This is a genomic window from Stenotrophomonas sp. STEN009, assembly GCF_056760395.1.
Window position 1 is genome coordinate 24,439 of the sequence record NZ_JBRRES010000012.1, and the last position, 12,625, is coordinate 37,063.

General features: G+C 68.2%; 9 protein-coding genes. 3 read left to right on the plus strand and 6 right to left on the minus strand.

Annotated elements, in window-relative coordinates:
* Window positions 1-31: 31 nt before the first annotated feature.
* From ACVOMM_RS07740 to ACVOMM_RS07760, 5 genes are read right to left on the minus strand one after another with little or no spacing between them, the layout of a single operon-like run.
* Window positions 32-1,621: a family 43 glycosylhydrolase gene (locus ACVOMM_RS07740; RefSeq protein ID WP_258012832.1), complete on the minus strand. Its 1,590-nt coding sequence runs from the start codon at window positions 1,619-1,621 to the stop codon at window positions 32-34.
* 16 nt (window positions 1,622-1,637) lie between these two features.
* The gene (locus ACVOMM_RS07745; protein ID WP_053516013.1) at window positions 1,638-2,921 is read right to left on the minus strand and encodes a TRAP transporter large permease; all 1,284 of its coding nucleotides are present in this window, start codon (window positions 2,919-2,921) and stop codon (window positions 1,638-1,640) included.
* 3 nt (window positions 2,922-2,924) lie between these two features.
* Window positions 2,925-3,464 (minus strand): TRAP transporter small permease, encoded by a 540-nt coding sequence (locus ACVOMM_RS07750; protein WP_164151498.1) that lies wholly within the window; start codon window positions 3,462-3,464, stop codon window positions 2,925-2,927.
* Window positions 3,465-3,474: 10 nt separating this feature from the next.
* On the minus strand, window positions 3,475-4,479 hold the full coding sequence (locus tag ACVOMM_RS07755) for a TRAP transporter substrate-binding protein (protein WP_065182105.1): 1,005 nt from the start codon (window positions 4,477-4,479) through the stop codon (window positions 3,475-3,477).
* Window positions 4,480-4,519: 40 nt separating this feature from the next.
* Window positions 4,520-5,344, minus strand: coding sequence for a 2-keto-4-pentenoate hydratase (locus tag ACVOMM_RS07760; protein WP_180876176.1), 825 nt, complete (start codon window positions 5,342-5,344; stop codon window positions 4,520-4,522).
* 155 nt (window positions 5,345-5,499) lie between these two features.
* On the opposite strand from ACVOMM_RS07760, the gene ACVOMM_RS07765 reads away from it, so the two are divergent.
* From ACVOMM_RS07765 to ACVOMM_RS07775, 3 genes are read left to right on the plus strand one after another with little or no spacing between them, the layout of a single operon-like run.
* Window positions 5,500-6,483 (plus strand): alpha/beta hydrolase, encoded by a 984-nt coding sequence (locus ACVOMM_RS07765; protein WP_481526090.1) that lies wholly within the window; start codon window positions 5,500-5,502, stop codon window positions 6,481-6,483.
* Window positions 6,480-8,117, plus strand: coding sequence for a carboxylesterase/lipase family protein (locus ACVOMM_RS07770; RefSeq protein ID WP_180876174.1), 1,638 nt, complete (start codon window positions 6,480-6,482; stop codon window positions 8,115-8,117). Before ACVOMM_RS07765 ends, ACVOMM_RS07770 begins: the two co-directional genes overlap by 4 nt.
* 51 nt (window positions 8,118-8,168) lie before the next feature.
* Window positions 8,169-8,756: a cysteine dioxygenase family protein gene (locus ACVOMM_RS07775; RefSeq protein WP_053516003.1), complete on the plus strand. Its 588-nt coding sequence runs from the start codon at window positions 8,169-8,171 to the stop codon at window positions 8,754-8,756.
* Between the two features lie 19 nt (window positions 8,757-8,775).
* On the opposite strand, the gene ACVOMM_RS07780 is transcribed toward ACVOMM_RS07775, so the two are convergent.
* A complete protein-coding gene (locus ACVOMM_RS07780; protein ID WP_481526091.1) occupies window positions 8,776-12,576 on the minus strand; it encodes a LamG-like jellyroll fold domain-containing protein in 3,801 nt (1,266 codons plus the stop codon).
* Window positions 12,577-12,625: the final 49 nt, after the last annotated feature.

The following is a 12,625-nucleotide window of genomic DNA, read 5'->3' on the forward strand; positions in this document are numbered from 1 at the left end:
CAGGTAAGTCGGGGGATTTCCGGCCGCGCACTCAGTCCAGCGCGCGGTAGCGGAAGCTGCGGAAGGTCACCGCACCGTCACCGGCAGCGTACAGCGCCGGCTTCAGGGCGAGAAACTTACCAGCCACATTGTGATGGTAACCCGAGGTTTCCATCTGAACCGGGTACTTCTGCCAGGTCCGGCCGTCCCTGCTGGTATGGAAGGTGACGATATGGCGGTTGTTGGTGACGCGCAGCCAGAGCCGCCCGCCGCGGTCGCTGGGCGCAAGGCGGGCAGGGCGTTCCTCGCCGTAACGGTGCATGATGAACTGCTCGCCGTTGCTGCCCACGCCCACATAGAGGCGGTCGCTGTAGAACAGCAGCGCGCCGCCGACTGCGCCTGGCGCTACCTCCAGCTCCACCTCGAACTGGTAGGCCGGATCGCCGGCGATGGTGGTCAGCGGAGACGCATCGCGCGGCGCACTGCCCTTGCCCTGCATCACCAGCCCATCGCCGCTGAAGCGCAGGCGCTGGTATTCGTCACTGCCCGGGTTGAAGAACGCCCACTGTGGCCCGAGCCTGCCGCCGCGGAAATCATCCGAAAGCGCCATGCCGTGCGGTGCCAGGGCGCTTCCGGAAGGCTTGCGCAGCGGTTGGCCGAGGTCACCGCCCCTGGCAACGAACCAGCCATCGTCCGTCCACTCGATCGGGTCCAGCAGGGTCTGCCGGCCCAGGGTCCAGAAGCCGTTCTCATACCCGTGATACATCATCCACCAGCGACCGTCGGTGCCTTCGACCACCGTCGCGTGGCCTCGTGACCACCACGGCTCGGACGCCGACTGCGTGCGCGTGATCGGATTGTTCGGTGCGTTCTGCCAGGGCCCATGGATGGAACGCGAGCGCGCAGTGATCACCATGTGCCCGGTGGGTGGGCCGGCGGTGCCTCCCACGGCGGTGGTCATGTAGTACCAGCCCTCGCGGAAGTGGATCTTCGGTCCTTCCTGCGCATAGGCCTCCACATCCCAGCTCTGCGGATAGCGCCAGCCGTCGTAGACATGCTTCGGTGTGCCGACCACGCTCAGCCCGTCATCGGCCAGCTGCACATAGTCGCCTCCGCTGAGGAACAGGTAGCGCTTGCCGTCCTCGCCCACCGCATGGCCGGGGTCGATGTAGCCGCCCAGGCCGATGTCGATCGGATCGCTCCACGGCCCGCGGATGTCATCGGCCCACACCACGAAGTTGCTGCGGTGTTCGCCGGTCCGGGCCGGGAAGTAGATGAAGTAGCGACCCTGGTGCTTGACGATGTCCGGTGCCCAGATCGCACCCACGTTGCGGGTGATGGCATGACCCAGCGGCTGCCAGTTGACCAGGTCCCGCGAATGCCAGATCGGCAGGCCGGGATAGGCGTCGAAGGAGGACAGGGTCAGGTAGTAGTCCTGTCCGTCCTTCAGTACCGACGGATCGGGGCGGTCGCCGGCCAGCACCGGGTTCAGGTAGGTGCCGTCGCCGAGATCGGCCTGGCGCTGGTTCTCCAGCCCACGTGCCCAGGTTGGTGAGGCCGGGCCGGAGGCCAGCGCCGGAAGCGCGGCCAGAAGCAGGCTGGCCAGGGCCACGGCAGGGATGCGGCGAAGCGGACGGTGCATGGCAGCGGTCTCCGGCTCAGCTGCGCAGCGTGGCCGGCAGCCACAGCGACAGGGCAGGGAAGAAGGTGACCACCAGCAGCACGCCCAGCGCAGCGAACCAGAACGGCCAGATGGTACGCATGCTCTGGCCCACGCTGATCTTGCCGATGGCGGTACCGATGAACAGCACCGAGCCCACCGGCGGTGTCACCAGGCCCAGGCCGCCGGTCAGCACCAGCACCAGCCCGAAGTGGATCGGATCGATGCCGTACGCGCGCGCCACCGGCAGGAAGATCGGCGTGCAGATCAGGATCATCGGTGCCAGGTCCATGAAGGTTCCCAGCAGCAACAGCATCACCACGATCATCAGCAGCACCATGAACTGGCTGTGCGCGAAGGACTGCAGGAAATCCACCGCCGCCGCCGGCACCTGCAGGTAGGCCAGCAGCCAGCCGAATACCGCAGCGGTGGCGATCACGAACAGGATCACGCCGGTGCTGCGTGCGGCGTGGACGACCGTGGCGAAGAACTCGCGCCAGCGCAGTTGCCGGTACAGCACCGTGGTCACCAGCAGTGCGTACACCACGGCGATCGCCGCGCTTTCCACCGCAGTGAAGATGCCAGCGCGGATGCCGACGAAGATCAGCGCGACCAGACCGAGGCCGGGCAGGGCGGAGATCATCCGCAGCATCACCGCACGCCAGCCCGGGAACACCTCCACGCCATAGCCGCGGCGGCGCGCGACGACGTAGCCGGTGATCATCAATGCCAGCGTCATCAGCAATGCCGGAACGATGCCGGCCGCGAACAGATCGGCGATCGAGAGGCCGCCACCGGCTGCGGCCGAGAACAGGATCAGGTTGTGCGAGGGCGGAACCAGCAGCGCGACCAGGGCGGCGGTGATGCTGACATTGACGGCGAAATCGCGGTCATAGCCGCGCTTGACCATCTGCGGAATCATCGTGCCACCCACCGCCGAGACATCCGCGATGGCCGAGCCGGAGACGCCGCCGAAGAACAGCGAAGACAGGATCGAAACCTGGCCCAGGCCACCACGCAAGCGCCCCACCAGCGAGGACGCCAGCGCGATCAGGCGCTCGGAGATGCCGCCGCGCATCATGATCTCGCCAGCGAAGATGAACAGTGGAATGGCGATCAGCGATGCAGACCCGGTACCTGCCGAAATCTGCTGGACCAGAACGATGGACGGGATGTCCAGGTAGAGCAGGGTGGCAAGGGCGGCCGCAGCCAGCGCGTAGGCCACCGGCACGCCCAGCAGCAGGAACACTGCGAACACCGAGAACAGAATGGCGATACCCATGGATCAACGATCTCCTTCAGCGTCATCGGCGGCAGCGTCTGCCGGCGTGGACTGCGTGGCCTTCCACGCACGGTTCAGCGCGAACACCACCATCAGCACGCCGCCCAGCGCCAGCGGCAGGTAGTTGATGCTCTGCGGAAGCTCGGCACCGGCGGTCTTGATGTCCAGGCCGTCGAGAAGAAGCTCGGCCGACCACACTGCGATGAACGCGCCCAGCACGGCCACCACCAGTTGCACCAGCACGTCCACAGCGCGGCGCAGCGCCGGCGCCATGTAGGCATGCAGCAGGAAGAAGCCGAAGTGGCGGTTGGTGTGCACGCCACAGGCCGCGCCCAGGCTCATCGCGGTGCTGAGCAGCAGCAGGGTCACCGGTTCGGTCCAGCTTGGGGAATCGTTGATCACATAGCGCGCGAAGACCTGCCAGCCCTGCACCACCACCAGCCCCAGCAGGGCCGCCACGGCGGTGTAGATGGCAATGTCGGCGATGCGGTCCAGCAGGCGCTGCCCGGGGCCGGGTGGGGAGAACGTCGTCGTTTCGGTCATGGCTGTGTCCTCAGGCTGCACCGCGGATGCGATCGACCAGCGCGGCGATTTCCGCGTGCTGCAGGTACTGCTGCAGCAGGGGCTGCGCGGCGGCGCGGAACGCCGGCATGTCGACCTCGTTGGCCTTCACGCCGTACGCCAGCACCGCGCGTCGTGCCGCATCCTCGGAGGCATCCCACTGGTCGCGCATCACCTTCACCGACGCACGTGCGGTCTCCAGCAGCAGCTGGCGGTCATCCGGCTGCAGCCGCTCGAAACTGGCGCGTGACATCAGCAGCACGTCCGGTGCATAGGAGTGATCGCTCTGCGACCAGTAGTGCGCAGCCTCGAAGTGACGGCTGGAGTGGAAGCTGCGCATGTTGTTCTCGGCACCGTCGATCATGTGCGTCTCCATGCCGGAGAACGTATCGCCCAGCGACATCGGCGTCGGGTTGGCGCCGAGCAGCCGCATCAGCTGGATGAAGATGTCCGATGATGCGACGCGCAGCTTCAGCCCGTGCAGGTCACCGGGCTGCGTGATCGGATGCCGGGTGTTGTAGAAGCAGCGCGCACCGGAATCGTAGATGGCCAGGCCGACCAGGTCGCGGCGTTCGAAGCCGCGCAGCACGGCATCGGCCACGCCGCCATCAAGCGCTGCCCGCTGATGCGCCACCGATTCGAACACGTAGGGCAGGCACAGCGCCTGGGTCAGCGGAAACGCGTTGTTCAGCGCGCCCGCATAGACACGGGTGATGTCGATGGCGCCGAAGCGGGCCATGTCGATCGCTTCGGACTCGCGGCCGAGCTGGCCCGAGTGGTACTGGCGCAGACGCAGGCGTCCCTGGGTCTCACGCTGCAGGGTCTCGCCGATCCACTTCACCGCCGTCACGGTGGGGTAATCGGCCACGTGCACATCGGTCGCCGTCAGCAGTTGGCCGCCGGCTGCGTCAGGGCCCGGCCCGCGGCCACAGGCGGCGAGCAGGGGAGTGGCAAGTGCAGTGGCGCCACCGGCCAGGAAATGTCGTCGTGTGATCATCTGCGCCCTCCCGCGCGTGTTCACTGGTTCGTGCCGCGGCTTACCCGGCCGGCACGGCCCTGCAGGCAATCTCGCCGAAGCCGGCGAAGCGCACCAGCGCCGTTTGTCCTGCCTGGATGTCGTGGATGCCGGTCGCATTGCCGGTGGCGATCAGGTCGCCACGCCGCAGGGGCCGGCCGCGAAGCGCGGAACGGGACAACGCGAACGCGTACGCTGCGCGCAGGCCACCGGGCAGGCGGCTCGCGCCGCCGACCCCGACCACTTCACCCTCGATCAGGGTCTCGGCGCGCAACGCCGACTCATCGAGGGACGTCCAGTTGCCGATCTCCGGCCCCAGCACGAGGCCGTTGTTGTTGCCGAAGTCGGATACCACCACGCGCGGGCCCAGCTCGTTGATCGTTGCCAGCGGGCTGCTGGCAACCTCGACACCGAGGTACAGGCGGGCCGGCAACGCTTCAGCCTGTTCCGGCGACCAGTGCAGCTGGTCGGCGGGGGCATCCTCCAGCAGTTCCAGCACGTACTCGGCCTCGATCGCGGCGAAACCACCGACGAACACCGGGACATCCGTTGTTCCACCGGTAGCATTTTTGAGCTGAGGCTTGAAGATCGGGCCCAGCAGCCGTTCGTCCCCGGACGCATCGCGGCGTTCGGCAGCGATGTAGCCGACCTTCCAGCCGACCACCGGCTGGTTCCAGCGGGCGATGGCCAGGTCCTGGACCAGGTAGGCCGCGACCAGGTCCGCCGGGATGTCGCCCGGGAACGCCTTCAGTGCCTGGCCCGCAAGGCGTGCGGTGGTGAAGGCCTGGGCAATCGCGGCCGCATCGGCCGGCGGCGTGTGCCCATGTGTGCCGTGTTCGTTGCTCAAGAACGTCTCCCTCTGGCGTTGTTGCGCTGCCTATCGACAGCGTCTGCAGGACGTGTATATGGTAAACCGGTGTCATCACGCAAGCGGCAGCGCATCACGCCGTCTTTGCCGACGCCGCCAGCGCCCTGTCCTGTCCTGTTGGAGCCCCGTCAGTCATGCGTCTGCCCATCGTGTTGCTGTGCCTGTCCCTGCTGCTGCCGGCGGCACCCGCCTGCGCGGTCGACACGTCGTTGCGCGAAGGCGAGCGTGTGGCCCAGGCGTTGCCCGGCGAGCAGCTGCCGTTGTGGCCGGCAGGCACAGTGCCGGGCGAAACCGGCCCCGCACGTCCGACGCGGGTGGTCGAGCGCAGTGCGGACCCTGCACGCCCGGACCGCTACGCCGACCAGATCGACGCGCCCTCTCTGCAGGTGTACACACCCGCCCGGCCGAACGGCCGGGCCCTGCTGGTGATCCCCGGCGGCGGCTACCAGCGGGTGGTGATCGACAAGGAGGGCAGCGCGCTGGTTCCGTTCTGGGTGGACGGCGCCGGCTACACCCTGTTCGTCCTGCGCTACCGCCTGCCGCAGCCGGGGCGCGACCGCCAGGCCGCGCTCGCGGACGCGCAGCGCGCGCTGCGGGTGGTGCGCGACCAGGCGCGACGGCGCGGACTGGACGCGAACGACGTGGCGGTGATGGGCTTCTCGGCGGGCGGCCACGTCGCGGCGCGGCTGGCCACCGGCTTCGACATCGCCGTCCATCCCGCACGGGATGACCTCGACCGGCTGAGCGCCCGCCCGAGCCGTGCCGTGCTGGTCTACCCGGTGATCGACATGGGCGCGCATGCGCACAGCGGCTCGCGTGCCCGCCTGCTGGGCGAGCATCCGGGTACCTCGCTGCAGGCAGACTATTCGATGCAGCAGCGGGTACGTGGCGACATGCCGCCGACGCTGCTGGTCCACGCCGCCGACGACGCCGTGGTGTCGGTGCGCAACAGTGAACTCATGGCGCAGGCACTGGCGGGTGCGGGTGTCGAGCACGAACTGCACGTCTTCGCCCATGGCGGCCACGGCTTTGGCATGGACATCCCCGCGCGGTCGACGCTGGCACTCTGGCCGCTGCTCGCGCAACGCTGGCTGGGCCCTGCGGAGGACGCGCGATGAACGATGCGCCGGCCGACCTGCAGCGCCGGCGGTTCCTGCGTGACAGCGCCCGCTGGGCCCTGGCCACCGCGTCCGCTACGGCTGCCTTCACTGCATTGCCAACGCTGGCCAGCGTGCCGGGTGCCCGCGACGACCGCCTGCCATTGGCCCGGGTTCGTGGCGGGCGTGTGCGTGGCCAGCGCGAGCACGGGGTACTGGTGTTCCGTGGGCTTCGCTATGGTGCCGACACCGCTCAACACCGCTTCCAGCCGCCGCGGCATGAAGCTGCCTGGCGCGGCATCGCCAATGCACTGGAGTACGGTCCGGCGGCACCGCAGGGCGGCAGCGAAGGGCCCGGCAGCGAGGACTGCCTGTTCCTCAATGTGTGGACACCCGCGCTCGGCGACGGTGGACGCAGGCCGGTGCTGGTGTACGTGCACGGCGGTGGATTCAACAACGGGTCCGGCAGTGATCCGCTGTACGACGGCGCTGCGCTGTGCCGCCGCGGCGATGTGGTAGTGGTCACCCTCAATCATCGCCTCAACACGTTCGGCTATCTCTACCTGGGGGCGTTGGGCGATCCGCGCTACGCCGCCTCGGGCAACGTCGGCCAGCTCGACCTGGTACAGGCGCTGCAGTGGGTGCGGCAGCACGCGGCGGTCTTCGGTGGCGACGCGGCGAACGTCACGGTGTTCGGGCAGTCCGGCGGGGGCGCCAAGATCGCCACGCTGATGGCGATGCCTGCGGCCCGAGGGCTGTTCCACCGCGCGTGGACGATGAGTGGCCAGCAGGTCACCGCTGCCGGACCGCGCGCGGCCGCGCAGCGCGCTGCGATCGCGATGCAGGCCGTTGCTGCACATGATGTGCAGGCCCTGCTCGACCTGCCGGTCGACGTATTGCTGGAAGCCACCCGTGCGCGTGATCCCTCGCGCGTGGAAAGCACGTCGCTGTACTTCGGCCCGGTGCTGGACGATGTGGTGCTGCCAGTGCATCCGTTCTGGCCACAGGCGCCGCAGCAGTCGGCGGCGATTCCGATGGTGATCGGCAACACCCGCGACGAGACCCGCGCGTTCCTCGGCAACGATCCCGCCAACTTCGCCCTGACCTGGGAAACACTGCCGGCACAGCTCGAACGACAGCAGTTCGTCGATCTGCGGCCGGAGACCGTGATCGCCGAGTATCGCCGCCTGTATCCGCACTACACGCCGTCCGAAGTGTTTTTTGCTGCAACCACGGCTGGCCGCAGCTGGCGCGGAGCGGTGGAGGAACTGGAAGCGCGGGCGCGCCAGCCCGCGGGCGCAGCACCGACCTGGGCGTACCAGCTGGATTGGGGGTCGCCGGTGGAGGAGGGGCGCCTGCGTGCTTTCCATACGCTGGACATCCCGCTGGTCTTCGACAACGCAGGGCTGCCGGGCGCGCGCACCGGGGGGGGCGATGATGCGCGTGCGCTCGCGGCGACCATGAGCGAGGCCTTGATCGCCTTCGCCCGCAGCGGCGACCCCAATCACGCCGGATTGTCGCAATGGGCCCCTTATACGCTGCCGCAACGGCGGACAATGCTGTTCGATCGCACCAGTCGCGCGGTTGACGATCCGCGCGCAGGCGAGCGCGCGCTCTACGGAAAAGTGCCTTTCGTGCAGCGCGGCACGCAGTGATGACACCGCAGCACAAACATTCTGTTAACTCCGCTCGGCTAGAGTCGGGTCATGGGAGACACGTTCACGCCACTGCCGTTCGCCGGCCGGGAGCGCCTGCTTGCCGCCATTGATGGTGCGGTAGCGCTGGCGGATCCGCACGCGATCACCGAGGGCCTGCAGCGCGTGCTGCGTGATGCCATCACCGATCCTTCGATACAGCTGCCGCCGTGTGTACGGCGACCGGTGCGTGGTCACTACGCACGTCGTGAACTGCACCGCAGCCGGACCCTGGGGTACAGCGTCATCGCCATGTGCTGGGGCCCGGGGCAGGGTACGCCGCTGCACGATCACGATGCGATGTGGTGCGTGGAAGGCGTCTGGCAGGGCGAACTGCTGGTCACGCCGTATGCGCTGCTGGAGCGGAAGGGCACTCGCCACCGCTTTGCCGCGCAGCCGACACTGTACGGCCAGCGCGGCAGCGCCGGCAGCCTGATTCCCCCGCACGAATACCACACGCTGCGCAATGCCAGCGATGCCGATGTGGCCGTGTCGCTGCACGTCTACCAGGGCGTGATGGAGCGCAGCGCGGTGTTCGAGCCGCTGGGCGATGACTGGTACCAGCGACGGGTGAAGCGGATGGAGACCGACGCGGCATAGGCCGCGCCGGCCGTCGCGTTCAGCGCGGCACGTCCACGACGTTGTTGAGCAGGGTCACTTCCTCGCCACCGTCAGCGAGGGCCACGCGCACGCGCAGGCCACCCTGATGACCGGCGGGGATCATCAGTGTCACGTGGGTGGTCTTCGGTTCCAGGTCATCGGGTGCCGCCATCGCGGGCACATCGGTACGCGCGATCTCACGGCCCGTGGTGTCTTCCAGGATCGCCACGCCCGCGCCGGTGGCCACGTGGCCCAGGCTGTGCACGGTCACCCGCACACGCTGGCCGTCCACCTGCACATCACCGCGGCCGACGCCCAGGTCGGCGCGTGTTTCCACCGGGCTGCCGGCGACGACGCGCTCGAACTCGAACAGTTCCGTGCGCCCGGGACGGAACTGCATCGGCACCGCGCTGCTGGTTTCCAGCCGCACCGTGCGCTCCGTCGGCGTGCCATCGATGCGTCCATCTCCATCGGCATCCACGCCGGCACGGATGCGCCACGTGCCGCTGGCAACGTTCCAGCCGGTCATGTCGGCACTGATGGTGCGGTTACCCAGATTGTGGCTGGTGATGGTGAAGCGCTCGCGCGAGGGCGCATGCACCAGCAGTGCAACCTGTTCGGCGGCACCGTCGCGATCGAAGCGCCAGCTGACCGTATGCCCGGGCCAGCTCTGGTTGCGCTTGAGCGCGATGCCCCCCAGCCGGGCGCGCTGCAGGAACTCGCTGGGTGCTTCCACGCGATCGGACCACCAGTGGCCCTCGGTGTTCATGTAGGCCCGCAGCACCTTGGCCTGCAGTCCTTCGGCATGCAGTGCATCGATGTACTTCAGGTCACCACTGGCCTGCCAGGCCATCAGGCTGGCGAAACCGGTCTTTCCGGCGTCGGCTTCGGCAGTCAGCTGCGGATACCAGTCCTGCTGGCGTCCCAGCACCTCGACGATGTTCTCGCCGAGATTGGCCAGCGCGCCCGGTCCCCCGCGTGCCACGCGATAGTCCAGCGCCTGCAGGTACTTCGCATCGCCGGTCCAGCGCCAGGCGGCCCAGAAGGTATGCAGCGTGTCGCCGCCGCCGGAACCGTCGTTGAGTTCACCGCCGCGGGTGGCGCCGGTGGCCCAGTGGATCTCGTTGGGCAGGGTGAAGCGTCCTTTCGCGTCCGTGCCGGCATGGGCGAGATAGCTGTCGGCCAGGCCGGTCACCAGCCGGCGCCCGGTCGGATCGGCGTTGTACTGGCCCAGCAGGAACGCGGGGTGCAGCACCGGGAACGAATAAGGCTTCTGCCATTGCCAGTTCGGTTCGCGGTAGATCCTGTTGCCGCCGAACCAGTTGCTGGAGAACAGCAGGTGTCCCTGCGGATTGGGCAGGATGATCCGCTCGTCGAATGCCTTGACCGTCTCCATCAGCCGTTCCAGCGTCAGCGGATCGCCCCAGTTGAGGTACAGCATCGCGCTGTTGGTGTTGATGCCCTCTTCGTAGGCATGCAGCTCATCGGTTTCGATGGTGCTCAGGCCGTTGCTGAACATGCCATTGCGATACACCGCATCGGACAGGGCGGTGAGCGAGGCATTGAGGCGGTCCGGCTGCACGCCCATCAGCGCCAGGCCCGGCCACTGCTGGGTGAGATCGGAATCATCGGAGATGCCGCCGCCGAAGTCGCCGTAGGGCACCTGGCGATGGTCGATCCACCAGTCGACGAAGCGACGCACCTGTGCGAGGTCCTGCACCTGGTGGAAGGCCCAGGCCGGCACACCGGCGGGCACCACCGGTGCGGAGTAGGGCGGCCGGCCCTGGCTGTTGTAGCTGATGTAGTTCCAGTACTGCCGCCCCAGTGCGTGGTCCGGATCGACCCGCAGCAGGTCGCTCAGATCGGCGTAGACGCGCGCATACAGGCGCTGCCGCTTGGAGGTGGTGTGCTCCTCCACCAGGAATCCCCAGTTGTCGCGCACCTGGTTGAAGCGGTCGGCCACGTGCTCCTTCAGCGCTTCGGCGCGCAGCTTGAACACCAGCCGGATCTGCGCGCCATCGAGCACCCGGGCATCGAAGCCGGGGGCGGCCGAGGCGATGCTCAACCACAGGCTGTCAGGGGTGAGGATGCGGTCGCGCAGGTCCAGCCACAGGGTGCGCTTCTGTCCCGGCTGCACCGAGACCGACACGTCGATCATGTCGCGCGCCGGCCAGATCGGGTCCTTGATGCGGATGTTGAGCGGAATCAGGCCTTCATGCGTGGCCGCCAGATCCAGCGCGGGAAGATCGATGGCAACGCCGTCCAGGCCGTCGTGCATGTTCTCCCAGCTGTAGGCCCAGCTGCGGATCAGCGGCTGGTCGGGCGGCGCATCGCCTACCCCGGAAGGAATGAGCACGTGCACGATCGGGCGCGGCTGCGCGGGCAGGGTACCGGCATCGCGGCGGCGTGAGCCGGCCCCCTTGGGCAGCGCCATCACCGTGCTGCGTTCGGCCTCGGGATAGCGACCGTCGATGTAGCGGCGCAGGGCATCCAGATTGGTGTAGTCAGGCAGCGCCTGGCTGTCGATCGTGTAGGTCTGCTTGACCGTGCCGTCCGGCTCGCTGCCCTCGCTCACGGCGTAGGCCCAGATTTCCTGGATCGGCGTTTCCTGCTCGACGTTGCTGAAGCGCAGCACGCCGCCGCTGAGGGATGGTATCGGATCGACGCTGCGCACCACGCCGCGCGGGCGGGTGAACAGGGTACGGGTGGCGTGCGCGGCGTCGCTGCCATGTGCCAGCGTGCCGAAGGCCGCGCCGCGGATCTCGATGCGGTTGACCGTCTCGCCGTCCGGCAGCGTCAGGTCCAGGTGCTTTCCACCCTCCACGTAGGTGTTCCAGTCCGGCAGCTGGAAGTAGTCGTTGCGTCCGGGCAGCCGCGAGCGGTTGTAGACGCCGGGCCATGTGGTCTCGGCGATGCCGTCGGTGGCCTTCCACATCCACGCCTTCAGGTCGCGGGTGTCGGCGAATTCGACCTTGCGGATGCGGGTGGTCGGCGCGGTCAGCGCCGGTGGTGCGGTGCCGTCCCAGCCGAAGCGATGGCGCCAGGCACGCAGGCCTGCCTCGGGAACCTCGGCGGTGGTGGGCGTGACCCCACGGGCCAGCGCCGCCACGGCCGGTGCATCCAGCATGCGGTCATAGATGCGGATGTGCTGGAAATCGCTGCCGCGCAGGAAGTTGTAACGGCTCTGTACCTGGTACGGTGCCATCACCCGACCGGCCAGGCCGAGCTGGTCCAGCGCGGCATCGTAGTCGCCGGTGGTCTGCGCGCGGGCCACTTCGCGTCCGTCGATGAACAGGCGTACACCCTGGTCCTCGTCCCAGGCGAAGGCCAGGTGCAGCCACTGGTCCGCGCGTGGCGGCGTGTCCATGCGGAACGAGACGCGGGTGCGGGCAAGATTGGCATCGGTGACGAACGCATCGAAACCGTGGCCGTTCCAGTCGATGCGCAGCCACGCCATGTCCCAGCTGCTGTGATCGGCATAGCCGACGCGGAAGATCACGAACGGGGCTTCGCCCACCGCGTACCGCGCACGCCAATCGAAGGCCAGGGTGCCGCGCTGGGCCAGGATGTTGCCCGGCGCATCCCACGCCAGGACGCCATCGTCCTGCCATTGGATGGCCTTGCCGCGTACACCGTCATCGACCACCGCCACCCTGTCGCGGAAGTTCGGTATCGCCTCGCCGTGCGCCACGGTGGCCTGCAGGCCCTGGTTGGCGTCGACGTGGAACAGCAGGGTTGGGCCATCGGCAGCTGTCGCAGGGCCAGCAGCCAGGGCCACTGCCAGCAGCAGGCAGCGGGACAGGGTCGAGCGATGCGGCATCAGATGTTTCCTTTCAACGGGCGACAGCCGGCGTAGGGCCGCCGGACCG